We start from the raw sequence: 26,509 nt of genomic DNA, 5'->3' as shown, positions 1-26,509 counted from the left end.
TATTATATCCTTTATTATTTAAAAAACTTTTGTAATATTATAACAAAACAAAACAATTTAACAAAAAAGACAATTATTTTTTCTTATGAATCAACGGGTGATTTTCACACATCGGGTCTTTAATCAAATTTCTTTTCAAATGATAATTTAAGAAATAAAGCATCCAGTCATTTGAAAGGTCTCTTAAAGAGGAATCATCCAGCCTTTCAAATGGTGTGAAGAAATCCATCTGATTTCCACCTGCAGCAAATGCAACCTCATTAGTTTCAACCAACATGAAAAAATCGTTTCTGATGTTGTGGATATTGAAGTCCTCAACTGAAGAAACTGTTTTTTCGCTTTTAAAGTTATAGAAAAACGTGTTTAAATATTCAAAATCAATGAATCTTATTTCTTTTACTTTAAATAATATGTCTTCACTGAGCAATCGGTGTTTATAATTATATTTAGATAAGAATTCTATATCCCAGATGTTATTGTAAAATACTGTGAAAAATGAATCTTCAGCAAAACGAACAGTTAAAGACATTTCATCCCTGTATTTTGAACCGCCCAACTCAACGTCCCTGAACTCCATGTAGATTGAATCCTGAGAGACTTCAATTGAAGTCCATTTGCCTGAATTGATAATGACATCGCGAATTAATCTTAAAGACCGTGCATTCATTCTAACACCTGATTAGCTGTAAAAACATCATATGCCCCTTCAATCTCAAATTCCTTATCCTCATCATATAATTTGTCCCACTTGAAAGGATTAATCTCAATTTGGCTGTTAATTGTTTCATCCCAATTGACTGTGAAATCTTCATCTTTTAAATATTTGGATACGGTTTTGCCGATTTCAAGCGCCTTTATTTCATTGTTTTCAAAATCACCGAAGGTTATCCTTAATTTCTCATCAAAAATTGCCTCTTCCACATCTTCAAAAGTATAGAAGCAAAACCCTTCGGCCTTAAACCTGTTGTTAGCCAAATGAACATTTAATTCAAATGCATCCCCCACTCCTTCCCCAATATCATAACCGCAATTGTGGATCGCTACGATATTTTCAGAAGAAAGCCTTGAAAATGCATTTTCCAGTTTGGAAAAGTTATTATTTGATGAATCGGTCAGGGAAATATTGAAATTCGAAAAATCGATTTCTTCTTCCATAAACTGATCTTCAAGTATCTCCATGATTTCATCGGCTGAAAAAAATCCTGATTTAGCCAATAAATCTATCATGAACTCTATCTCTTCAACTAAATCAGCATCCATATAATCACTCTTCCCCGTCACCGAAAAGCAATATCCGTGTGACATTTCCCCTATCAGTAAATCCCGCCATTACACGAGACTCTCCGATCTTTGCAAGGGAAAACTCATCATGAGGTTTGAATTCATAACCTTTAAGTTTGGTATATGCTTCAAATGCGATTTTTGGATAAATATTGAAATTCTTTTGGAAAGTATAGTAAGTATTTCTGAATTTCTCAACAGTATTATTTTCTTTTATCAAATCAGACTTGACGGCTACAAAAATATCGATGCCATCTTCTGAAACTGCATAATATCCGTCCATTTTTAAGATAGGTACACAGGCCACCGCTAAAGTATGGCAATCATCATAAGTGGAATTTAAAATGGGAGTATTGAACTCGGCAATGCCGAACTTATCTCCAATAGCTTTGATTTCAAGGGCTCCCTGAATTAAATCCCTGCCAAAGATTTCCTCGCTATCCCATGCCCAAGACCACTGTTTGGACTCCTGCATATGGAAACCTAATATCTGAACTGGAAATACTATTTCGCCAAAGCGAACAGTTCCCCTTTCAATGTCCAAATCTCCAACGGTTTCGCCAATTAATTCAGATAGATTTTCTTGTTTGTCAAGACCTAAAGCACCATATTTGGACAATACTGTTTTGAATGAATCATCTTCTTCAATACTTATTGCTTTTTCTATTTTTTTCAATTACAACACCTAAAATTCTAATTTTGAAATTCTGTCCATTGCTTCTTTTGTATTTTCTAATGTATTGAATGCAGTAAGCCTCAAATAGCCTTCCCCGCTTGGACCGAATCCGGAACCTGGAGTTCCAACAACATTTGCATCATTTAATAAAATATCGAAGAAATCCCATGAATCCATGTTTTTTGGAGTTTTCACCCAAATATAAGGTGAGCTAATGCCTCCGTAAACTTCCAACCCAATATCAGTTAAACTTTCACGGATAATTTTAGCGTTTTCCATATAATAGTCAATTACTTCCCTGATTTGTTTTTGGCCTTCTACAGAATATGTGGCTTCAGCCGCTCTTTGAACAGGATAGGATGCGCCATTAAATTTAGTGGTTTGCCTTCTATTCCATAAAGGATTGATTTCTACCTCTTCACCATCTGCAGCATAACCTTTTAGTTGTTTGGGAACAACCGTGTATGCGCAACGGGTTCCTGTAAATCCGGCGGTTTTTGAAAAGCTTTTAAATTCAATAGCTACTTCCTTTGCACCTTCAATTTCGAAAATACTGTGAGGAACGTTATCTTCATTTATAAATGCTTCATAAGCTGCGTCAAATAAGATTAATGATTTGTTTTCTTTTGCATAATCAACGAAAACCTTTAATTGATCTTTTGTCAATGTTGTACCTGTTGGGTTGTTTGGATAGCATAAATAAATTATATCAACACTTTCATCAGGCAATTCTGGAATAAAATCATTTTCCGCATTACATTTAAGATAGGTTAAACCTTCATACATTCCATCATCAGCCATTTCCCCAGTTCTTCCAGCCATCACATTAGTATCAACATAAACTGTATATACTGGATCGGTTACAGCGATTTTATTATCAGTTCCAAAGATTTCTTGAATGTTTCCAGTGTCGCATTTTGCCCCGTCGCTAATGAATACTTCTGAAGTATCCAGCAAAACGCCGTATTTTTTATAATCCTCTACAATAGCTTCAGCTAAAAACTCATAACCCTGTTCCGGACCATATCCTCTGAATGTTTCACCATCCTCCATTTCATCAACCGCTTTTCTGAATGCATCAATTACAGCAGGCGCCAATGGTTTTGTAACGTCCCCAATACCCATTTTAATTATATCAGCATCAGGATTATTCTTTACAAATTCTTGTTCTCTTCTAGCTACCTCAACAAAAAGATAGCTGCTTTTTAATTTGAGATAGTTCTCATTAATTTTAACAACCATGATCAATCCTCATTAATATCAATCTAATCTATATTAGATTTTTGAAATATATAAAATGAATGATTATTTAAAATTACCTTTTAACTAAACATTAAATCAGAAAATAATTATTTGAACAGAAATTAGACCAAACAATTATATCGAAAAAAATAATTATTTAAAAAAAGTTATATTAAAATCTAAGTTGTTTAAGATTTTATTTTGAAAAATAGTAATGTCATATTCAAAAGAAATTGACTCTTTCAAAAACTTTGTTGATTTTCAAAATCCTTTTTGCGATTGTCATTCCAAATTAAATCTCTGCGATAGATTCGTTTTAAAACACCTCGTTTGGTCTTGAATGTTCTTTTTCTAGATTTTGGCATTGTTTTTTGGAAGGCATTTTCAATTTTGTTACTTGTTTTTTCAATTCGTTTATCTTTTAAGTGATGAATAAAGCTTTTATATCGAGGAGTGATTGATTTTCTGATTATTTTGTAAATAACTGGATGAAAATCATCTTTGCGATAAATTAAAGATTGTACTTCATTTTTGAATTCATCGTAATCATTTAAATCGAATAAATCTTTGATTATTTTCAGTTGTTTGTGGCATTCTTGATATTCTTCGTCAGAAATGAGATTTTTATCTTTAAAAGTTTTTAATTGTTTATTTAAACTTTTTTTAGTATGGAAAATACATAATTGGTGTTTAAAACCTAGTTTTGGTATAATTGAGGCATATTTTTTATCTAAATCTGTTGTGATTGCAATTTTATTTTTATTTACTGTAGATTCTCTTAAAAACTTCTCAACAGTGTTTTCATCTTCAGTATCGTAAATTGCATCGGCTACGATGCAATTTGAAATTGAATCAAGTAAGGTGTGTCGATATTTCCATTCTCCATTGATTTTTATCCATTCTACATCAAAGACATAATATCCCGAGCAACGACCTAAATCAAATTCTAAAATGTTTTCATCAACAAAAAGCCAATTTTCAATCGTTTGATGTGAAACTGTTATTCCAAAGAATTTTTTAAAAGATTTACAAACATTTTTCAAGCTTCCCAGATAATCTGAAATTAAATGCTCTGATTTACTTTTCAATTCATTCGTAAAATTACTGTTTTTATCAACAAGACTTGTTAAATCAGTTTGAAAGGTTTTACCACAACGTTTACAAATATAACGCTGAACTTTCACCTTAGTTTTGCCTATTTCTTTAAATACTAATGTTCTTTTTGTAAAACCATATTTAACTACATGACGAGTTCCACAATGAGGGCATCGAGCTAAACTCATTTTAAAATACGGAACATCCTTCTTAAAACTCAAATCAAAAGATTTCAGAGCCTTTTGACAGGATTTAAAAATTTTCACAAAACGAGGATCTGAAAGGACAAATCCATCATTAAAATCACAAAATATATATTGTTTAACATCTAAAATACTATTTGGAGTATTTGTTTTTTGATTAGGCATAATAAAAACTTTTACTCCACCTATTTATTAAATTTAACTATTTTTAGACAAAATTAAAAATTCCAAACTAATTTTCATCAAAAAATTTCAAATCAACAAAGTTTTTGAAAGAGCCAAGAAATTATATATGAAAATATTTAAATTATCTATATAACATAATTATATACAGACTAAATAAGGGTTGAAAAAAATGAATATGATAACTATTTTAATTTGGATAACTATTGCAATAATCGCTGCAATAGCCATAATAAGTGTTAAACTACATTACCGAGGCGATGAATTAGAACACGAAGAAGGATCAATACTGACAAGTACAGAAAGCATAAACAATGCATTAAACTTTGGTAAAGAAAAATTAAATACAAATGACAATTATCCAAGCACACACAGTAGTTTATCTCAAAATGACAACAACCTTAACTTATTTAGAAATGATGATGAACCAAATGATGCTCCTATTGTTCCGGAAGTTGAAAATACTGACCTAACAAATTATGAGTACCACTCTGAAAATCAAGTACTTATTAATTACGATGATAATGTTGAAAAATTTCAAGAACCAATTAAACAAAACCAGATGGATATTATGACTCAAAATAATAAAGACACCGGCGAATTAAAAGACTTATTCACAATCGATGAATTAATCAAGGAATCTAAAAGGAAAGATAGTGAAAGAGAAAAAGAATCACAAAAAATCGGCAAAATTGAAGATGACACTGAATTAGATGAAATTAAACAGAGCATTAAAAATAAAACTCAAGAACCACTAATCGAAGAAGTAATTGCTGAAGAGGAAAATAAAGAAACATCAATTGAACACATCATTGACGAGGATAAAAAAGAAAGCGAAATTCCATCTGTTGCATCCCAAAAAGATATTGATGAGGCAATAAATACCGCTTCCAGAGACAGCAAAAAAGAAGAAGTTGAAAGTGTTTCTGAAGAAAACAACATTACTGATTCATTATTAAATCAAAACGCTCCTAAAATCTCTGAACCTGCCTTGAAAACACCAAACAAAGTTAAAACCAAAGATTATGAACTTGGAGCTTCTATTGATGATGTTGATTTATTTAAAGAAGATGAAAAAGAAGAAGGCATGGATTTAGATTACAGAAAAGATTTAGATAAATTTACAAATAAAATTAAGGAATCAACAATTTTCCAAGAAGTTAAAGACTCTTCAATTTTACAAAATGTCAAAGGCAAATTATCTAGTGAAACAGAGGAATTGCCTCCAAAACAAGATGAAATACCGCAGGACGAGTTCATCAGAACCGTTAATGAATATGAGTATGATGAATATGCTCCAATTATTAATGAAACCCATGTTGACTTTGATGCAAGCTATGAAGAATACCACGATCAAAGATTAAGGCAGGAAAATACTAAACGTGTATTTAATATGGCTAAAAACTCACCAGAACCAGAAGTAGCAAAACAAAAAATACCTGAAATCAAAAGCAAACCTGCAAGAGACAACATTAAAGTTAAATTAAATAATGATGAAGTCGTGCTTAAAAAAGGTGATGAAATCATCTTCAACCATGCTGGTGAAACCTATTCAAGCCAAGTTTATGCAATAAACGGTGATGATATCTCAGTTAAGTACAGACGTAAAAATATTATGATTAAACCAAGTGATATTAAAAAGATATATTGAGAATATCTTTTTTTATTCATTATTGTTTATTTTATATTCCCCATTTTCAACAATATATTTTGGTCCGCTTATTTTTAAAGAACGTATAATGTTTAAATAGAAATCATCCAATTCCCTATCAGCATAAGGATAAGTGAATTCGAAAAAATAGAGATTATCATCTTTTACATATAAAAATTCATTACGCCTTAGTTCATTTTCACCATCTGAAAATGAAGAAACGACCATATAATAAATATCATCATTTATTGCTATGAAATCTGAATTAATTAACTCTATCTTATCGTTGATGGCCGCATTTTTTTCAATGTCCGCCCTAATCTCTGGAAGTCCCGCAAGAGTCGGTGTTGTTGAAAACTTAATTGACATTGGAATTTTAGTATTTACCAAGTATAACTCAGTAAATTCATTCTTTCCGGGAACCGGTTCAAAATCTTCAGGTATTTGAAGTGTTGAAAATCCATTTGTAAACACTGTCACTTAAATCACCTATTTATGAGCATAATAAAATATTAATTCATCACCTGCAATTTCATCAAGCCTTGCAAATCCCACTCTTTCAAACTGAACAATGTCTCCAACTTTCAAATCTTTAAGTGCACCTTCACCTAAACCTGTTTTAAGAGATGCATCATCCATAACAATTTTAACATTAACATTGTTTTCCACTGGAACCCATTGGATAATTCTGGCTTTGACTTCTCTTGCATCTTCAAATGAAGTTGAATGATAGGTTACCTCATCACCACTGATGTTTACATTAACCGCATCCATTAATCTAAATATTCCCTCAGCAATATCTCCTTGTGCAAGATATGCTTTTCCGTCAAACGGCAAATGACGATTTCCCCTGTCCATATGATCAGCATGCAAAGGTCTTTCAATATCAACTTTGCCGTCACTGTAACCGTCAATTTCGATTAGCTGCGGATTTTCACAGAAGAAATATCTATTAGCTATCGGTTCTAAAAGACTGCGATTTAAACCGTAAATCTTCTTCCAGCTAATTGCAGAGTCAGCCATTTTAACTCCAATTTCAATGATTAAATCATAAATGGTTTTAGCTTGAATTCCTCTTCTTTCAATAGCTCTTAAAGTACCAAGTCTTGGATCGTCCCATCCAGAGTAAGTGCCATTTTCAATACCTTCCTTAGCTTTTGAAGTGCTGAGTGCAATATCTTCCATTTTCAGTCTTCCATAATGGATGAATTCCGGCAAGTCCCAACCCATATGGCCATATAAGTATTTTTGTTTTTCACTGTTTGCTAAATGGTCTTTTCCTCTAAGCACATGAGTCATTCCCATTAAATGGTCATCAACAGCAACTGAGAAGTTCATCATGGGATAAATTCTATATTCTGTACCTAATCTTGGGTGAACTTCATCAACTAACCTCATTGCAACCCAATCGCGAATAGCTGGATTTTTATGATTAATGTCTGTTTTAACTCTAAGTACCGCTTCACCAGTTTCCATTTCGTCGAATTTATCCCATAATTCAAGGTTTTCGCCTACATCATTGTCGCGGCATGGGCAGGATTTGCAATTGTCCTTTAATTCTTTAAATGCTGCACCGTCACAAGTACACATATAAGCTGCACCCTTTTCAATTAATTGGCGAGCATAATCATAATAAATTTCAAATCTATCAGATTGATAAATTATTTCATCCGGATTGACCCCCAACCATTTCAAATCTTCAGGAATCATTTCATAAGCAGGTTCGAATATCCTTTTCGGGTCAGTATCTTCAATCCTTAAAATCAATTTGCCACCATATCTTTTGACATATTCAGCATTTGGCACTGCTGCTCTTGAGTGTCCAATATGAAGCGGTCCGCTTGGGTTTGGAGCAAATCTCAATACAATGTTTTCATGAGCTCCAGGGAGTTCTTGAAGGCCTGTTTCTTTTACTTTAGGTTTTTTCTCTTGAACTTCAACCCCATATTTTTCCATTTCACTAGCCTGCTCTTCTGGTGAAAGTGCATTTACCTGTGCTACAATTTTACCGGACATCGGGCTAATTTCTTTAGCCTTGCTCCTAAGTTCAGGTTCGTTTGACATGATTGAACCCATTACAGCTCCAGGATTTGCAGATCCTTTATGTTTAGCTGCATTAAGCAAAGCATGTTTATAGATAATCTTTTCTAAATCATTCATTTAATCATCACAATTCAATAATTTCCATTATAAAAATAAGTAATATTATTTATTTAATTGAAGATATATAAACATTAAGAATAATATGGGTATGAAATAAATGAAGCTTGGAAAAACTAATTTGGAAGTTAATAAAAATGGATTTGGAGCACTGCCTATCCAGAGAAGAAATTATGCCGATTCTATTGAAATATTGAAAACCGCATATGACAACGGCATTGATTTTTATGATACTGCACGTTTTTATACCGATAGCGAATCCAAACTGGGATGTGCTTTTGAAGATGTGCGTGAAAATATTTATATTGCGTCAAAAACCGGAATGGAAAGTGTTGAAGAATTTTGGAGAGATTTGGAAACATCCCTTAAAGAATTGAAAACAGATTATCTCGATCTTTATCAGTTCCACAATATTTCATTTTGTCCAAAAGAAGAAGATGATTTATACAAAGCCATGATAAAAGCCAAACAAGAGGGCAAAATTAATCATATCGGCATAACTACCCATAAAATCACGATTGCCCATGAAGCACTTGATAGTGGACTTTATGAAACCTTACAATATCCCTTTTCATATTTAAGTGGGGCTGAAGAATTGCAGCTTGTTGAAAAATGCAGGCAATTAGATGTCGGTTTTATTGCCATGAAAGCAATGGGCGGTGGGCTTTTGAAACAATCAAAAACAAGTTATGCATACATTAACCAATTTGATAATGTATTGCCCATATGGGGAATTCAACGCCTAAGTGAACTTGAAGAGTTCCTATCATATCCAAACGATTTACTTTTAGATGATGAAACTAAAAAAATTACTGAAAATGATAAAAAAGAATTAGGTGACAACTTTTGTAGAGGTTGCGGATATTGTATGCCCTGTCCTGAAGACATTAACATCAGTTTATGTGCTAGAATGTCACTTTGGATTAGGCGATTTCCAACAGAACCTAATCTGGACGAGAAAACTCAAGAAATTATGAAAAAAACCCTAGATTGCATAGAATGCTATGAATGTGTTGATAACTGCCCATATGAACTGGACATTCCAGAATTATTAAAAGAAAACTATGACGATTATATGGATGTTTTAGAAGGGAGGACAATAATATGAAACAATGCATAGAAAATCCGAATGATGTTGACTGGACAAAATTTTGGGCTGAAAAGCTATCAAAAAAAGTAGATAAAGACTGGGACAAAGCGGCTCCGGGATTTTTTAAAAGAACAAAAAAGGAAGACTATTATAATGCACTATTTGATAGATTAATCCTTGATGAAAACGATACGGTCTTAGATGTAGGTTGTGGTGAAGGATCTGTTACAATACCCATAGCTAAAAAAGTTAAAAAAGTAATTGGAATTGATTCATCCCCGAAAATGTTGGAATATTTGGAAAAAAGAGCTAGAGATGAAGATGCTTCAAATATAGAAACTATATTAAAACCGATTGAAGAGATTAGTTATGATGAAATTGGGGATGTTGATGTTGTTGTCTGTTCAAGATCTCTAAATGGCATTATTCCAATTGAAGATGTATTATGTGAATTGAATAGAATAGCCAAGAAATATGTTTTCATAACTATTTTTGGACCTGAAAATAAAAAAATCGAAAAAGACTTCGATGAAGAATTAGGCATTAAAACTGAGGATTTTCCAGACTATAATTATTTCTTCAATATACTGTTCAATATGGGAATTTATGCAAATATTGAAAGATTTGACTTGCAGAATTACCGTAAATATTCAAGTATTGAAGAAGCAATGGACAATGGCAAATTCAGACTTGATTTATACTCGGATAGTGAGAAAGAATTGTTAAAGGATTATTTAAAAAGAATTTTAACATATGATGAGGAATCTGAAAAATACTATACCATTAAAGATAAGGCCGACTGGATAATTATCTGGTGGTGCAATAAAAATAAAAAAAATTAGTCCTTAATTTCTTCAAAATATTCAGGACCTAACCCACATAAAGGGCAAACATAATCATCAGGCAGTTCATCGCCTTCAAATACATAATCGCAAACTTTGCATCTCCATGCCATATTATCACCTTTAATAAAAAAAAATGGGCGATTAATCGCCCACCATATCTAACAACAAATAATGAATTTAATCACTTTTGATCATGGTCAAAATCATTTTGTAGGGAGTATTTTCAGCCTGAAGTGCATGCGGTTCATTTGCAGGCATGATAATAATTTCACCCTTTTTAACAGTGTGCTTTTCACCGGAGATTGTTATTTCAGCTTCACCATCAATAATTTGAACCATCGCATCAAAAGGAGCTGAGTGTTCAGATAATCCTTGACCCTTATCAAAGGCGAAGAATGTTACTGTTCCAAGCTCTTTTTTAATTACTTCCCGGCTTACTACACTGTCTTTTTCATACTGCACTAAATTTTCAATATCCAATGCTTTTGATTTTAAATTTTCCATAATTATTCTCCTAAAATTCTTTTAATGTCGACTAAAGCATTGCCAGAAGTAGGAGTCAAATTATAGTTTTCAACCAAAACATTTATGATATCATCGTTACACCATGCAGGAAGCACAGGCCCAAGCCACATGTCAGTTTTACCTAAGTAAAGTAATGCCCAGAGAACTGCTACTGCTTTTTGTTCCATCCAACTGAGAACAATTGTCAATGGCAGTTCATTTAATTCCATGTCAAATAAATCACATAAAGCAAGTGCAACATCTACTGCTACGATAGTATCATTACATTGACCAACATCCAATAATCTTGGAATTCCTTCAATGTCGCCTAAATCCAAGTCGTTGAATTTGAATTTACCGCAAGCTAAAGTTAAAATAACAGTGTCTTCAGGTAAGTTTTGCACAAAGTCTCTGTAGTAGTCATTGTGTTTTGCTGCTTTGTCACAGCCACCTACTACAAAGAATCTTCTAATTTTACCTTCTTCCACTAATCTTTTAATAGTATCAGCATGTTCAACAATAGCTCCTGCACTCCAACCGGTTGTAACTGCAGTTAATTCTTCAGGCTCCAATCCTCCTAAAGATCTTGCACATTCAATTACTTCTGAGAAATCATAATCTTCTATGGTTTTAACTCCTTCAAGTTTCGCTACATCCATAGTGAACATTCTTTCCTTGTATGCATCAAGTGCTGGCAAAACACAATTACTGGTTCCAACAATAGCTGCATTGTATTTTTTAAAGGTTGTTCTTTGATCATGCCATGCCCCACCTAATTGTCCTGCTAAATTTTTATATTTGTTTAATCCAGGATATCCGTGAGCCGGCAACATTTCAGAGTGAGTGTAAACCTTAATATCAGTTCCTTCTACTTGTTTTAATAATTCTTCCAATGCTTTTAAGTCGTGACCGGTTACAATAATAGCCGGCCCTTCTTGTGCTCCAACTTTTACCTCTACAGGTCTTGGTTCGCCGTAAGCATCAATGTGAGCGTCTTTGAGTAATCTCATTACATCAACACTGATTTTACCTGCTTCTAAAGCTAATGCCACCAAATCCTCAGTATCAAAGTTAACATTAGTTAAAGTAGTATACAAACCTTTAGTTAAAAATGCATCAATTTCAGGATTGTATTTACCTAAAACATTTGCATTGTAGTTGTATGCACTGATTCCTTTCATAGTAAAGATTAAGTTATCCTGTAATCTTGCTACGGTAGGTTTTTTACCACAAACTCCACTGATAGTACATCCAGTACCATGAGCGGTTTGGGAACATTGATAACAAAACATATCTAAGCCATTATCTGCCATAATAATATCTCCTAAATATTTATAATTATAAATTTAACCTAAAGTATATATAAAGATTTTGTCACTTCTCAATGGTGAAAAGTAACAATTTATATATTACATGAGACAATTCATAAACATGGACGAAAATATAAATCTACTTAACAAAATCGGATTAACAATGTATGAATCACAGGCATACCTGGCATTAACATTATTAATTTCAGCAAATGCAGTTGAAATAGCTGAAAAAGCAGAAATACCACGATCAAAAATATATGGCGTTTTAAAAAGACTGGCTGAAAAAGATTTTATTGAAATAGAAAGCGGACGTCCACTGACATACAATGTTAAATCCCCTGTTGAAGTTTTAACACATGAAAAAGAAAGACTTAACAGTGAAATTGATGACGGAATAAGTAGACTAACCAATATTTATGAAAACGGCATGAATCAAGTCCAAGCCCCAATTTGGAGGATTTATGGAGTTGATAAAATTATCGCTCAAGAGTTGGAAATCATTAAAAGAGCTAAAAAATCAATTAACATGAGAATTGGGTTTTTATTTGAAGGTGAAGGGGAAGCATTAGTAAAAGCACTTCGTAAAAGGTCCAATTTGAAAATAAACATCCTAGCTTCACCAACTTGCTACATTAACAATGAAGAATTTGACATTATTTCATTATTTAGAGAAAAAGACATACCTATTCAAAAAGCAGACATCCCATTTGTTAAAGTTATCATATCTGATTCAAGAGAGATGATGCACACATATACTAAATTTACAGAAAATAAGCTTGATGTAGTTCCCGAAACAGCTATTGGAATCTGGAACAAATACGAAGATATTGCTAAAAACTATGATGACCGGTTTATAAACCAATTGAAGAAAATTAAAAATAAGAAAAAGAGTTAAAAAAAACTCTATAGTTTTTTAAAGTTTATGAACTTAGTTAATCCCCATCTAAATAACACGACACCAGATGCGCCACCATTCATTGCATTTTTTGCATCTTTAAATAGTGCTTTATAGGATAATTTTTTGATATTGGAATCGGATTTATAAGTTAAGATACCTGACCAAATTTTAGCCCCATTAGATTGTTTTACAAACTTTTTAGTTGTTTTTTTAATCCATTTCGAACCTGCATGGTAATTTCCCTTATAAACCATAGGGACAACAACATCCAGATACTTGGACATTGTAGGAACATCCTGAGCATAATAATGCTTCATACAAGACGGTTCAGGCATGACTGCTGCAGACATGACACATTCTGAGTTTATGCTTCGAACAGAAACACTGGCTTTTTTTATAAAATAATTAACAGCATTAACTGCATTCTTATATTTATAAGCATTTCCGCCAAACCTTATATAATCAAATTGTATTCCGTCAACGCCCTTCAAACCAGCATAGTATTTTGCCTTTTTAATCATTGTATTCATGAATTTGTAATTATAAACACCTTTTTTGCTTACAGGGTGTATGAATTTTCCGTTTTTATAAAATACCGCCATCCATATGTGAACTTTCATTCCATATTTATGGGCTTTCTTAATCCATTTCAAAACGGTACCCTTACCATATTTTGAAAATACTGTGTGAAGTAAGAAAATGTGCTTTGTTCCAAGTTTAGCAAGTTTTTTAAGCTTGACTTTTTTCATGCTCCATTTATCTACCCAATATCCATGTCCTTTAGATAATTTTGATTTGACAAATATCTTAAAAGTGCCTGATGCATTCAAATAAATTCCATTTCCGCAAGAACAGCATTGAATCACATAGGTTCCTTTTTTTAGACTTAAACTAAATGTTGCAATGCCCTTAGAATCTGTTTTGGCAATGTAAGTTTTACCTCCCACTTTAATAGTGATATTTTTAGAGGAAACAGGATTTCCATAAACATCGACTAATTTAAGCTGAAACAGGGATTTCAATCCCTGGCGATAATTAATATCCTTGTCTACAACATCAAGATAAGTAACCAACTCCGGATAAACTGTTATTGTAGCCGTGCCATTTGATGAAGTATAATTTTCATCACCTTCAAAGGAATAACTCACATTATAAATTCCAGTTGTAAGTTTGAAATTTATAACTATCTGTCCATATGAATCTGTTGTTTTATTATAGACAACATTATTTAGATTAACAACAATTGATTTATTAGCCAAACTACTTCCATTTGAAGTTAATGTGACTTTAAATTCATCACTATAATCAGTGTATGAAGTTTTATTATCTGCGGAAATGTCGGTTGATGATTTATTCACATTACAAGTATCGTTAATGCCTAAAGGTATTGGCATGTCATCTTCAATTATAGATAAATTATCACAAGTGACATTTTCATTTGCAGAAGTTAGCGAAATTGTTGAAAATAATGCTAAAAGAATAATAAAACAAAATATTATTTTATTGTTCATATTAACAACCACATAATAGTTATATTATCAGATTACTTAAATCTTTCTTAAATCAAAATAAATTTTAATTTGATATTCGCTGGTTCAGTCTCTTTTTTTGTTAATTCGCTTTAAAGATCATACGCCTCCACTGACTTTAGTTGATTTTGTAATTTTTGCTCAACTTCCATATGATCCCGTAATTTTTAACTTCAGGTTAATTAAAACGTTAATTTTAACAGAACACTTAAAATAAAAAAAAAGCTATATGATTTTTAATAATACTTTTTTTAAAAAAAATAATAATTTAATATTATTAATTTATTAATAATTATTACTTTTTTGAAAAATTAATAAAAACACGAACATAAATAAAAAAAGAAAAATTAACTGTTAAAATAAAAGGAAATGAAACTTAACAGAGATATGCCTTATTTAAACTCATTATTTTAAATTTAATAATGAATAACCTCAAATACTCAAAAATAAAATATTGTTAAAAATAATATTTAAATGAGTATAAGCACATTTTGAACTTGAATTAATAAATTAAGAAAAAATCAATTACCATATACCTTAAAAAGCGTAAATAATATGATAAAAGAAAAACTGATAAATTTAAACAATAATTAAAATAAGAAACATTTATAGGCTTATTACTATTAACTATTATTTGATTATTATAACAAAATAATCAATTTCTACATCAGTATTAAAAAAATAATTAGTAAATCGATTTTATTATCAAACTTTGCCTACGTGATATAATATTATAATTTACTTTTTATTTTTTTAAACAATATAATGAAATACTCAATTTCTACATAATCATTAAAAAGATAATCAACAAATTAATTTTATCCTAAAACTAACATTTTAATATAAAAATTATAATTTACCTTTTATTTTTTTAAACAAAAGTTATTTTTATATCAACTATATAATTTATCATTACTAATATTATTATATTTGATAAAAATTTATAAAAAAAATATTATTTAATATAAATTAAATATGTAATAATTAATACATTTTCAAAAAATATTATTCTTTTTTATTTGAGTTGAATCATGTAATAAATGAATTACAATCTTGAAAAAAACAATTCATTGCCCTCCTATTAAATTAAAATTCAAAAAAAGCGCCCCAATTAAATATTTCAATATCCATTTGACCATTATAAAAAAAATTTAAAAATAATACTTTCAATCAGATATTTAAAATTTAAAGTCATTTGGTAAAAATAAACTCAAAAATCATCTAAAAATAAATATTAACAATGAATAAACTTAAAAAATCAATTTAAATAAATTATAAGTGTTTTTAATTATAGTAATCTTTATATGATTATTACTTGTAACTAATAATGATTATTTTACAAAAATAATCAGTATTAATAGTAGTATTAAAATATTGCTTGAAATTGTTCACGAGAATATTTTAATATGAATTTTAAGGAGGTTATTAATGAAAATATATGATGACAATCTAGATTTATATGGTCCAGATGGAAAAATTTTAGAAGAATCTGCACCTCTTGAATCTATTAGTCCCCTTAAAAATTCTGCTATACAAGAGATGATTTATGATATTAAAAGATCATCTGCTGTTAATTTAGCAGGTATCGAAAAAGGTTTAAAAACAGCAGCAATGGGTGGAAAATCCACATATATTCCAGGTCGTGAATTAGACTTGCCGATTGTTGAAAATGCTGAACTTATCGCAAGTAAGATTAAGAAAATTCTTCAGGTTAATGAAGATGATGACACAACCGTCAATATTATCAACGACGGACAACAATTGCTTGTCCAACTTCCAGAAGAACGATTAAAAGTCGCGGCAGATTACTCAGTATCAACACTACAGACCGGTGCTGCAACAATTCAATCTATCATAGATAGCTTTGACATAAATATGTTTGATGCATCAACAATTAAAACCGCAGTAATGGGAGCATATCCCAGAACCGTGGATCTCTCAGGTGCAAACATCAGTGCTCTTTTAGGACCGCCAGTGCTCCTAGAAGGATTAGGATACGGTTTAAGAAATGTTATGGCAAACCATGTAGTAGCAATTACCAATAAACAGACATTAAATGCCGCAGCATTATCCTCAATTATGGAACAAACGGCAATGTTTGAAACTGGAGATGCAACAGGAGCATTTGAGAGAATGCACTTATTGACTATGGCCTATCAAGGTTTGAATGCTAATAATTTAGTTTTCGATATTGTAAAAGAAAACGGCAAAGGAACAGTTGGAACTGTAATCCGTTCATTAGTTGGAAGAGCTATTGAAGATAATGTTATTAGAGTTGCTAAAAAGATGCCTTCAGGATATAACATTTATGAACCTCAAGACTGGGCTTTATGGAATGCATATGCTGCAGCAGGATTGCTAGCGGCAGTTATTGTTAATGTAGGTGCTGCAAGAGCAGCGCAAGCAGTAGCATCAACAGTATTGTATTATAATGACATGCTAGAATATGAAACTGGACTTCCAGGCGTAGATTATGGTAGAACTGAAGGTGTTGGTGTAGGATTCAGTTTCTTTTCCCACTCAATTTATGGTGGTGGAGGACCAGGTACATTCCATGGAAACCACGTAGTAACAAGACATGCAAAAGGAACTGCAATTCCTTGTGCATCAGCAGCAATGTGTTTGGATGCAGGTACTCAGATGTTTTCAGTTAAAAGAACATCAGCATTGATTGGAATTGTATATGGTACAATAGACAATCTTAGAAATCCAATTCCGAATGTGGCTAAAGTTGCAGGAGAACTTAAAAATAAACTTTAAAGGTGTTTTTATGGATGAATCAAAAAAAATTAATGTTATTGACATTAAAATTACCCCAGATAGATATTTGAAACCGGATACTGCCGAAAAAATATTAAATGAAATTTATAAGCTCGAAGGTCAGCAAAGAGTTTTAATTCATGGCCCATCAATTCCTTTAAAAGTATTTTACGGTCCTGGAAAAGGACATGTCGTTAACCATACCGACCGCAAGAAGATAAGTGTTCATGGAAATGATGTTGAATTAAGAGTGATGGTAGGAGAAATTGTAATTACAGTAGACATGTCTAAATTTAATGAGTTTATGGATGAATTACAATTGATTTTAGATGAAAATGTTCCATGCAATTATTATTTATTAGTAGGTATTTTTACAAGGACAAAATCAACAATTTCTGACTATTTAAAATATGGAAACAATTTTGAAAGTGTTATTGATGATCGCTACATTGGTTTAGTTGATTCACGTGCAAAAACAGCAGAAACCGTGAAAGTTATTAGATAATATTATGTTGGTGAATTATGGAATATAAAGCTCAATATTGCCCAGGTGAAACAAAAATTGCTGAAAATAGGCGAAAACACATGAATCCTGAGCATAACTTTAAAAAAATTAGGCAAATATCTGATGAAGGTTTAGTTAAAATACTAGGCCATAGAAACCCCGGTGAAAGTTATAAAACCGTACATCCTCCTTTAGCAGAAATGGAAGATGATGGAGATATAATTAAAAAAATCGTTGAACCAACACCCGGAGCAAAGGAAGGGATACGTGTTAGATATATCCAATTTGCAGATTCAATGTATAATGCCCCAGCACAACCATATGATAGAGCAAGAACATACATGTGGAGATACAGAGGCGTAGATACAGGTACATTATCCGGAAGGCAAGTAATCGAAATAAGAGAACAAGATTTAGAGAAAATTTCCAAAGAACTAGTTGAAACCGATATTTTTGACCCTGCAAGATGCGGTATGAGAGGTGCAACAGTACATGGACACTCATTAAGGCTTGATGAAAACGGATTAATGTTTGATGGTCTTCAAAGATACATTTACAATGAAGAAGATGGCCATGTTTATTATATTAAAGATCAAGTTGGACGTCCTTTAGATGAAACAATAGATGTAGGTGCCCCTTTAGATGAGGAATATTTAAAAGAAATCACCACCATCTACAGAGAAGACAACATTGGTATGAGACAAGACAAAGAAGCAATTGAAGTCATTGAAAATATTCACACTGCACGTACTGAAGGGGGATATGGTATGGGAGTATTTTCTAAGGATTTGAAAAAAAAATTAGGTGAATAAAATGGGTTTGGAGAATAAAAAGTTTTTAAGCGCATTAAACCAGAAATTTAAAGGTGAAGACCAGGAAAGTGATCACACCAGTTTCTATTGTTTTGAGGGATGGAAACAATCAGAAAGAAAAAGAGAATTTAATGATGCTGCTGAAAAATTAGCAAAAGAAAGAAACATGCCATTTTATAATCCGGACATAGGTGTGCCCTTAGGCCAAAGGCAATTAATGGCATATAAAATTTCAGGTACCGAAGATTATGTTGAAGGTGATGACCTACACTTTTGTAACAATGCAGCAATTCAGCAACTGGTTGATGACATTAAAAGAACCATCATTGTAGGAATGGATACAGCCCATTCAGTATTGCAAGAAAGATTAGGTGTAGAAGTTACTCCTGAAACAATCAATGAATACATGGAAAACATTAACCATGCACTTCCAGGAGGTGCAGTTGTTCAAGAACATATGGTTGAAGTGCACCCAGGCCTTGCTGAAGATTGCTATGCAAAAATCTTTACAGGAAACGATGAATTAGCTGACGAACTTGATAAAAGAGTTTTAATTGACATTAACAAAGAATTCCCAGAAGACCAGGCAGAAATGTTAAAAAGATATGTTGGAAATAAAACTTATCAGGTAAGTAGAGTTCCAACACTTGTTGTAAGGGCTTGTGACGGAGGTACCGTTTCCAGATGGTCAGCTATGCAAATTGGTATGAGTTTCATTAATGCGTATAAATTATGTGCAGGTGAAGCAGCTATTGCAGATTTCTCATATGCAGCAAAACATGCAGATGTAATTGGAATGGCATCATTTTTACCAGCCAGACGTGCAAGAGGCCCTAATGAACCTGGAGGTGTGGCATTTGGTACTCTAGCAGACATGGTTCAGACTTCAAGAATTTCTGATGATCCGGTTGAAGTAACTTTAGAAGTTATTGCAGCTGCTGCAGTACTATATGACCAAGTATGGCTTGGATCATATATGTCTGGAGGAGTAGGATTTACCCAATATGCAAGTGCAACATATACAGATGACATATTAGATGATTTTGCATATTACGGTAAAGATTATGTAGATAAAAAATACGGCTTATGTAATGCAAGTTTAGACATGGAAACTGTAAGAGACATTGCCAGTGAAGTGACACTTTACGGATTAGAACAATATGAAATACCAACACTTTTGGAAACACACTTTGGAGGTTCTCAAAGAGCATCTGTAATATCTGCCGCAGCAGGTTGTTCAACTGCATTTGCTACTGGAAACTCAAATGCCGGTGTGAATGGTTGGTATTTAAGTATGATTTTACATAAAGAAGCTCATTCAAGGTTAGGATTTTATGGATATGACTTACAAGACCAAGCAGGTGCTTCCAATTCATTATCAATAAGAAGTGATGAAGGTTTAATCCATGAATTAAGAGGACCGAACTATCCAAACTATGCTATGAATGTAGGTCACCAGCCTGAATATGCAGGTATTGCTCAAGCACCACACGCCGCAAGAGGAGATGCCTTCTGTACAAATCCGTTGATTAAAATTGCATTTGCAGATCCGCATTTAACCTTTGACTTTAGACATCCAAGAAAGGAAATCGCAAAGGGTGCCTTAAGAGAATTCATGCCATCCGGTGAAAGGGAAATTATTATCCCAACAAAAGGATAATATATTTTCATTTTTAAAGGCATGGAAATTTATTAACCATCACCATAATGTTATCAAAGACATGAAACAATTTCATGGACAAAACAACTTTTAATTAAATTGAAGTTTGTTTATTCTATAGTTTACAGCAGAACTAATGAATTTAACTAATCAACTATCATTAAATCAGCAATAGTTTTTAATATCAAATTGCTATAATGAAGAGCAGTCACATCTTTACATTATCATAATGACAAAAATATGTCTCTCCCGGTTTAGATTAATAAATATTGTAAAATAAGCTTTTATAAAAAATAATCATGAAAAATTAAAATAGCTATTAAAGATAAACTCAAATAGCTATTCTAGACAGTGAAAAGAAACCTATATGATTTTCCATATATCTCTCTTTTATTTTAATTAATTATTTTATATCGATGGAGAGAAAGGATAACTACCAATATGCTGAGTATTGGTAGTTATCGGCTAATGATGATTTATCAACATAATATAATTAATTTGAAAAATAATCAAACATTCTCTATTTAACTATCTTTCTAAGGTTAGTAACAAGTTACTAATCTTAGAAAGGCAATTAGAAGTGAGCGTAAATAGCTATTGAAATAATAGCTATTTACATATGGCTTGATATCTTAATCATTCTAATTCTAATGGACCTAGTTTAGATAATGTTTTATGAAATTCCTCCATTGTTGTTTGGAATTTTTCACCTTCTGAAGCTGAAATCCATTCGTGACGGAACCTTTCTTTTTCAATTCCAAACTCTTCAAGAATATCTTCAACAATTTTAGATCTCCTAGACCATTTGTAATTACCTGCATCATAGTGGCAGTCACCAATATGGCACCCTCCTACAAATACTCCATCAGCACCCTCCTTAAATGCTTTAAAAATCATTGAAGGATTTATTCTCCCAGAACACATTACACGAATAATCCTAATGTTTGGCGAATATTGCATACGAGCAGTACCTGCAGTATCTGCACCGCCATAACAACACCAATTACATAATAAACCTACGATTTTTAAATCATCAGACATTAAAAACCACCTCCTTATAATTCTGTTTTTTCTGGACTGTATAATGGAGGTTTAACCTCATCAGAAACTCCAGCAACATAACCAGTTCTTTCATAGTATTTTTTCTGCAATTTATCAAAAATCAATGAAACCGGAATATCCATCGGACATACATCGTCACATTGACCGCAATCAACACAACTGAAACTCATGTGAGATAATCTGACACCATGAAATGCTATCGGACTTGGAGGAACAGTTGCCTCATCATTAAAGTAAGACTTGTTTAATTCACAATTTTCAAAACAACCACAGACTGGACAGATATCACGACAAGCATAACATCCAATACAACGATTCCATTCATCCATTTCACTGACTAACGGATAAGAGGATTGTTGATTCTTTTTAGCCATGTTAATCATGATTTTTTCAACTTTTGCTCTTGCTTCCACAGCAGCGTCACCAGGTGATTTTATTTCAAGAATGCCTGCGTTTTTAGTACCATCGATTAATTTCTGACCTTTTTCATCATTAATTTCAATGAATGTCCATCCATCTTCTGCACCCCAATTTCCACAGGCAATATTTGCTTTTCTTGGGATTTTTACATCACATCTTTGACAATTACCACGACGGCCATAACCCTCATTTTCAAGGTCATGGATTTTTACTGCTTCTTCAGATCCATTAGCTAATTTGATGATAAACTTGCCCTTATCGATTTCTTCACTAACAACATCATCAGGATTAGCTTCATAGAATAAATCAATCATTTCTCTACCACTAACCGGTGAAACAGTTCCGCCACAGTTTAAACCTATGAAATATATATTATCCTTATCAATTCTATGTCGCATAACAAGTTCCTCAATAGCTCTCATATCACATGGTTTAACTGTAATTGCAATTTTTTTATCAGATAAATATTTTTGAACAAGATCCCCCACCATTGTAGGAGCGCAGTGATAAGATCCAGCTGTTTTTAATAAATCTTTAGAATCAGTTATATACACAGGCATCGCATCATAAATATCATCATGCGGACTTAATGCTAAAACACCTTCAACTATTCCTTCATCAAGCAAATACTTAAGGATGCTTGTTACCGCCCCACCACATTCACCTGCATCAAGAATGTCATCATTTCGAGATTTTGCTAAAACATAACTCATATTATCCCTCTATTCATTTAATTTATCAATAATTTCAATTATACTTAAATTATCAGATTCAATGACAGAACTAAAATTTTGCACTTCACCCATTGCATTGACAAAAGATCCATCTTGTTCCAACCATGTTTTGATAGGAATGACAATGTCTGAAATTTTTGTAGTGTCGTTTTCACAACAAGCAAAACTAATGAGCTTAGATATTCTGGTAAAATCATAATCCAACTTATCAACAACATCATCGAAAACTAATAATGCCTTAGTATTTTCCAATAACTCCACAATTTCATCTAATGATTTAGATTCAACAAAATCAAATGTTCCTTTAGAGTTAGAATTGCTGAATACCGGCAAAACTTTGCACTTAATTGATTCCAATTTATCCAAGTCTTCTTTGGAATCAACATAATTAAATACAATTACAGAGGATTCATCAATTTTTGACTCAATTGCATTTAAAAATTCTTGAACTGAGGAATTGAATGTTTCATCTGCAATATTAAAAGTGACTGACTTTTCGCTTTTACCTAAAGCATAAACCTTTGCACCCTTTTGTTTCGCATGAACTATTCTTCTTCCAATTAATGGATTTTCATACAAAAGATCACCAATTACAAATACGCTACTGGCATTTGCAACTTCTTCATAAGATGCAACCTCCTTAAAATCTTTTAAATCATCAGCATAAAATGCAATATTGTAATTTTTAGATTCTGCGAAATTTTTAATAGCTTCAATTTCTTCAACACTATTATTACCTAAACAAAGTATTGTAACAGAAGAAGAATCAATTGAATTTAATTCTTTAGATACATCTGATATAGCAGTATCAATATCTGTTTCATGATTAGATACAATAGCTTTTTTGAATTTGTTTAAATAATAATCTATTGAATTTTTTCCATTTAAACAATTTTTTCCAGCATTAATGGGGTGTCTTTTATAAGGAAATGTTCCAACAATTTCTCCCTCGTTTAACACCACATTAATCCCACAACCAACACTACAAGAAGGGCACAATGTATGTTTTATTTTTAACATAATACATCACCAAATTAGTTTTTAAGAGTATTTTGAAAATGTTCACTGCCTATTTTTGAATATTCTTTCTTACTTGATAAAATATGAACAGATTCACGAGTGATAGAAATCATATCCATAAGAACATTACATGCTTGATGAAAAATTAATTGAGAAACCTCTTCATGAATAAATTCTTCAAATACCTCTAGTACAACGATCCCTTCAACTTTAAATCTTAAATCTAAATTTCCACATGATTTTAAAATCATGTCAAAATTTATTTCTTCATGATTAGTATCAGTATATTCAACTGACCAGTCAATATCCAAATTTAAAGTTGCATTTTTAGGATTAAAATTTGGCCTAATCAATCCAATTTTTTGCATATAAATTTCCATTATACTCCCCAACTATTTATTAATATTTAACTCTTAAAATTATCGAATTAAAAACTTTAATTAGATAATCTACTTTAATATAGAAAGTAATAATAATATAAATGTTATTAAATTATTATTTCGTATTTTGATATCTAAATTAAAAATAAAAAAATATAAATAGATTCCAATTAAAAATAATGACAATGAAAGAGTTAAAGAGTGAAAAAATGGTGCTGAGTCTTTAATTGATTAAAAATAATAAAAAGGCAAAAAATCAAAATAAAAATTATGTAGCCTAATTTTAAAAAAACAAATTTTAAGGCATTAAAACAATGAATAAATCTTATAAATCAAATATAATTAAAAACTCCAAATAATTTTAAGACCCAGATGAAATTGTCCAAAAATAAGATAATGAAAAAATAAGTAATACTTTTATAAAAATTAATACTACCCAAAGACATAAAAAATTCTAAAAAAGTATTACCAAAATATTACATGAATTTCTCTTCAAAACCAATTAAAACATTTAGCAAGAAATAATCCAAGCGATGAATGCTTTTATATGAAATATTTTTAGGAACTTCCCAATATGCTGATGCAATACTTCCAGCTATTGCTGCTTGTGTATCCGAATCCCCACCAAGAGATATGGCATTTCTAATGGCATCTTCAAAGCTATCCGCTTCTAAAAAGCAAATTATAGCTTCAGGCACACTTCCAGCACATGAAACATCAAAATCGTACCATGGACGAATATGGTCTAACGACCTGGATAAATCATATTCATATCTCACTTCAACATGATTTTTAATTTCATCTTTACTTGCACCTATTTTTGCAAGATAAATTGCATCTGAAGTTGCAAGAGCACCTTTTACACCTTCCGGATGATTATGAGTAACAATAGCTGATGTATAAGCTAAATTATGAGCTTCTTCAAAGGAATTAGCTACCCAAGCACAAGGAGATACTCTCATGGCAGATCCATTTGCCCAACTACCATATGGTTCACAGGATTCCTGAGCAAACCAGTTGTTAAATCTTGCCCCATAACCTGCGCGAGGATATTTATTTCCAAAATATTTTAGATTTTTGATTAAAACCTCTTTAGATGTTTTGTCATCACATAACCATTTTGCAATAGCCAATGTCATTATAGTGTCATCTGTAAATCGGGATCGTTTCTCAAATAGGTTAAATTCTTTTGTTTTTATTGGTTTAAATTCTCTTGTTGAACCGATAATATCTCCACTTATTGCTCCAATAATTCCTTTCATATATGTATGTTGATGCAAGGATATTAAAATAAGTTTTCATTTATAATATAGATATTACAACAGAAAGAAACAATAAAACATATTGAAACTTCTTGTCAAAATGTTGCAATTGCATTAATAATCTGAGAAAAAAGCATATCTGAATATATAAATCAATATGAAAATTTAGAAATAGTAAAATTCTAAAAAAAGTTCAATATAATGCAAACAAAAAAATAAAAAAAGTGAGAGAATTATGCATTTCTCCCAAGTACAAAATTTGCAATATCACATAATACTTTTTTAAATGAAGAATCAGGCAATATTTCAAGTACTTCTTTAGCTTGATTTACAGATTCAAGTGCGAAATTGCGAGCATAATCTATAGCTCCACAATTTGTTAAAATCTCAATTGCCTCATATATCTCTTCTTGTGAGTTTTCTTCAGCTTTTAAGATTTCAAGGAATCTGCCAGAATCGTCACTAGCTAATCCTTTAATTGCAATAATTGTCATTTTGCCTTTGCCAATGTCAGACCCAATAGGTTTACCTAATGTTTCCTCATCAGATGCAAGATCTAAATAATCATCCTGAATTTGGAAAGCAAGACCAATTAAACGTCCATACTCATACATTGCATCAATGACATCATCATCTGCTCCGCCCATAATAGCTCCTGCTTTTGTAGCTGCCGCAATTAGGGCACCAGTTTTTTTGAAAATCATTTCCATGTATTCATCTTCGCAAACATCAAATCTTTCTTCAAAACCCATGTCTAAAGCTTGACCTTCACAAATTTTAACACATGCATCGGCAACAGTAGCTAATGCTTTGTTGTTCTGTTCTGAAGTAGTGTTTTTTGAAGTGATAATCATTTCAAATGCTTTTGAGAATAGAGTATCACCTGCAAGAATAGCAACATCTTCTCCCCAAACTTTATGAACAGAAGGCATTCCTCTCCTCATATCATCATCATCCATGATATCGTCATGAATTAATGAGAATGTGTGGATTAATTCAATAGCTGCACCCGTTTTAAGAGCAGATTCACGATTTCCTCCAACAGCTTCACTTACAATTAAAGATAAAGCAGGCCTAAGCATTTTTCCACCTGCTTTAGTAAGATAAACTGATGCTTCACCAAGATTATTCGGTGTAATAACAGATAAATCTTCTTCAATTGTTTTAATTACATCTTCTGAATAACTTCCAAGTACCTCTTTTACATCACTCATTTAATTGCCC

General features: G+C 31.8%; 25 protein-coding genes. 8 read left to right on the top strand and 17 right to left on the bottom strand.

Annotated features, from left to right (window positions below; translation table 11 throughout):
• Positions 1-73: 73 nt before the first annotated feature.
• From Q9969_RS00695 to Q9969_RS00675, 5 genes are all read right to left on the bottom strand, one after another.
• Positions 74-667, bottom strand: coding sequence for a hypothetical protein (locus Q9969_RS00695; RefSeq protein ID WP_305553325.1), 594 nt, complete (start codon positions 665-667; stop codon positions 74-76).
• Positions 664-1,260 carry a hypothetical protein gene (locus tag Q9969_RS00690; RefSeq protein WP_305553323.1) on the bottom strand — a complete coding sequence of 199 codons (597 nt, stop codon included), beginning with the start codon at positions 1,258-1,260 and terminating at the stop codon, positions 664-666. The genes Q9969_RS00695 and Q9969_RS00690 overlap by 4 nt, the downstream gene beginning before the upstream one ends.
• A 4-nt stretch (positions 1,261-1,264) precedes the next feature.
• Positions 1,265-1,957, bottom strand: a complete 693-nt coding sequence (locus Q9969_RS00685) for a DUF6882 domain-containing protein (protein ID WP_305553321.1) — start codon at positions 1,955-1,957, stop codon at positions 1,265-1,267.
• A 9-nt stretch (positions 1,958-1,966) separates the two neighbouring features.
• Positions 1,967-3,199, bottom strand: coding sequence for an LL-diaminopimelate aminotransferase (locus Q9969_RS00680; RefSeq protein WP_305553319.1), 1,233 nt, complete (start codon positions 3,197-3,199; stop codon positions 1,967-1,969).
• A gap of 242 nt (positions 3,200-3,441) precedes the next feature.
• Complete coding sequence (locus Q9969_RS00675; protein ID WP_305553317.1) at positions 3,442-4,662, bottom strand: hypothetical protein; 1,221 nt, start codon at positions 4,660-4,662, stop codon at positions 3,442-3,444.
• Between the two features lie 190 nt (positions 4,663-4,852).
• Here Q9969_RS00675 and Q9969_RS00670 point away from each other — a divergent pair, with 190 nt between their 5' ends.
• Positions 4,853-6,331, top strand: a complete 1,479-nt coding sequence (locus tag Q9969_RS00670; protein WP_305553315.1) for an ATPase — start codon at positions 4,853-4,855, stop codon at positions 6,329-6,331.
• Between the two features lie 12 nt (positions 6,332-6,343).
• Here the strand turns inward: Q9969_RS00670 and Q9969_RS00665 are convergent, their stop codons facing one another.
• Positions 6,344-6,811 carry a hypothetical protein gene (locus Q9969_RS00665; RefSeq protein WP_305553313.1) on the bottom strand — a complete coding sequence of 156 codons (468 nt, stop codon included), beginning with the start codon at positions 6,809-6,811 and terminating at the stop codon, positions 6,344-6,346.
• Between the two features lie 9 nt (positions 6,812-6,820).
• Positions 6,821-8,491 carry a glutamate--tRNA ligase gene (locus Q9969_RS00660; RefSeq protein WP_305553311.1) on the bottom strand — a complete coding sequence of 557 codons (1,671 nt, stop codon included), beginning with the start codon at positions 8,489-8,491 and terminating at the stop codon, positions 6,821-6,823.
• Positions 8,492-8,591: 100 nt separating this feature from the next.
• Here Q9969_RS00660 and Q9969_RS00655 point away from each other — a divergent pair, with 100 nt between their 5' ends.
• Complete coding sequence (locus tag Q9969_RS00655; protein WP_305553309.1) at positions 8,592-9,599, top strand: aldo/keto reductase; 1,008 nt, start codon at positions 8,592-8,594, stop codon at positions 9,597-9,599.
• Entirely contained in the window at positions 9,596-10,423 is an 828-nt protein-coding gene (locus tag Q9969_RS00650) for a class I SAM-dependent methyltransferase (RefSeq protein ID WP_305513329.1), read from the top strand. The genes Q9969_RS00655 and Q9969_RS00650 overlap by 4 nt, the downstream gene beginning before the upstream one ends.
• Here the strand turns inward: Q9969_RS00650 and Q9969_RS00645 are convergent.
• From Q9969_RS00645 to hcp, 3 genes are all read right to left on the bottom strand, one after another.
• Positions 10,420-10,536, bottom strand: coding sequence for a rubredoxin-like domain-containing protein (locus Q9969_RS00645; protein WP_305513331.1), 117 nt, complete (start codon positions 10,534-10,536; stop codon positions 10,420-10,422). The two genes, Q9969_RS00650 and Q9969_RS00645, sit on opposite strands and share 4 nt — an antisense overlap.
• Positions 10,537-10,603: 67 nt before the next feature.
• On the bottom strand, positions 10,604-10,933 hold the full coding sequence (locus Q9969_RS00640) for a cupin domain-containing protein (protein WP_305513694.1): 330 nt from the start codon (positions 10,931-10,933) through the stop codon (positions 10,604-10,606).
• Complete coding sequence (gene hcp, locus Q9969_RS00635; RefSeq protein ID WP_305513336.1) at positions 10,933-12,243, bottom strand: hydroxylamine reductase; 1,311 nt, start codon at positions 12,241-12,243, stop codon at positions 10,933-10,935. Before hcp ends, Q9969_RS00640 begins: the two co-directional genes overlap by 1 nt.
• A 118-nt stretch (positions 12,244-12,361) precedes the next feature.
• Between hcp and Q9969_RS00630 the strand changes: the two genes are divergently transcribed.
• Entirely contained in the window at positions 12,362-13,138 is a 777-nt protein-coding gene (locus tag Q9969_RS00630; RefSeq protein ID WP_305553307.1) for a helix-turn-helix domain-containing protein, read from the top strand.
• Between the two features lie 8 nt (positions 13,139-13,146).
• Here Q9969_RS00630 and Q9969_RS00625 read toward each other — a convergent pair whose 3' ends face one another.
• Positions 13,147-14,652, bottom strand: a complete 1,506-nt coding sequence (locus Q9969_RS00625; RefSeq protein WP_305553305.1) for a putative glycoside hydrolase — start codon at positions 14,650-14,652, stop codon at positions 13,147-13,149.
• A 1,446-nt stretch (positions 14,653-16,098) separates the two neighbouring features.
• Here Q9969_RS00625 and mcrB point away from each other — a divergent pair.
• Genes mcrB through mcrA form a run of 4 tightly spaced genes read left to right on the top strand, consistent with a single transcriptional unit; the run spans position 16,099 to position 20,407 of the window.
• A complete protein-coding gene (mcrB, locus tag Q9969_RS00620; protein WP_305513342.1) occupies positions 16,099-17,430 on the top strand; it encodes a coenzyme-B sulfoethylthiotransferase subunit beta in 1,332 nt (443 codons plus the stop codon).
• A gap of 10 nt (positions 17,431-17,440) precedes the next feature.
• A complete protein-coding gene (gene mcrD / locus Q9969_RS00615) occupies positions 17,441-17,935 on the top strand; it encodes a methyl-coenzyme M reductase operon protein D (protein WP_305513344.1) in 495 nt (164 codons plus the stop codon).
• Between the two features lie 17 nt (positions 17,936-17,952).
• Complete coding sequence (mcrG, locus tag Q9969_RS00610) at positions 17,953-18,747, top strand: coenzyme-B sulfoethylthiotransferase subunit gamma (RefSeq protein WP_305513347.1); 795 nt, start codon at positions 17,953-17,955, stop codon at positions 18,745-18,747.
• Between the two features lie 7 nt (positions 18,748-18,754).
• Positions 18,755-20,407, top strand: coding sequence for a coenzyme-B sulfoethylthiotransferase subunit alpha (gene mcrA / locus Q9969_RS00605; RefSeq protein ID WP_305513696.1), 1,653 nt, complete (start codon positions 18,755-18,757; stop codon positions 20,405-20,407).
• 636 nt (positions 20,408-21,043) lie between these two features.
• On the opposite strand, the gene Q9969_RS00600 is transcribed toward mcrA, so the two are convergent.
• From Q9969_RS00600 to idsA, 6 genes are all read right to left on the bottom strand, one after another.
• Positions 21,044-21,448, bottom strand: a complete 405-nt coding sequence (locus Q9969_RS00600) for a hydrogenase iron-sulfur subunit (RefSeq protein ID WP_305513349.1) — start codon at positions 21,446-21,448, stop codon at positions 21,044-21,046.
• A gap of 14 nt (positions 21,449-21,462) precedes the next feature.
• Complete coding sequence (locus Q9969_RS00595; RefSeq protein WP_305553303.1) at positions 21,463-22,602, bottom strand: Coenzyme F420 hydrogenase/dehydrogenase, beta subunit C-terminal domain; 1,140 nt, start codon at positions 22,600-22,602, stop codon at positions 21,463-21,465.
• Between the two features lie 9 nt (positions 22,603-22,611).
• Complete coding sequence (locus Q9969_RS00590; RefSeq protein ID WP_305553301.1) at positions 22,612-23,643, bottom strand: molybdopterin-dependent oxidoreductase; 1,032 nt, start codon at positions 23,641-23,643, stop codon at positions 22,612-22,614.
• A 14-nt stretch (positions 23,644-23,657) separates the two neighbouring features.
• Positions 23,658-24,023, bottom strand: coding sequence for a pilus assembly protein (locus tag Q9969_RS00585; protein WP_305553298.1), 366 nt, complete (start codon positions 24,021-24,023; stop codon positions 23,658-23,660).
• A 476-nt stretch (positions 24,024-24,499) separates the two neighbouring features.
• Positions 24,500-25,285 (bottom strand): ADP-ribosylglycohydrolase family protein, encoded by a 786-nt coding sequence (locus Q9969_RS00580; RefSeq protein WP_305553295.1) that lies wholly within the window; start codon positions 25,283-25,285, stop codon positions 24,500-24,502.
• Positions 25,286-25,518: 233 nt separating this feature from the next.
• A complete protein-coding gene (gene idsA, locus Q9969_RS00575; RefSeq protein WP_305553292.1) occupies positions 25,519-26,499 on the bottom strand; it encodes a short chain isoprenyl diphosphate synthase IdsA in 981 nt (326 codons plus the stop codon).
• Positions 26,500-26,509: the final 10 nt, after the last annotated feature.

Origin of the sequence: Methanobrevibacter sp. V74 (assembly GCF_963082495.1) — an archaeon.
Taxonomy (GTDB): Archaea; Methanobacteriota; Methanobacteria; order Methanobacteriales; family Methanobacteriaceae; genus Methanocatella.
This window is presented reverse-complemented; position numbering and strand designations above follow the sequence as displayed.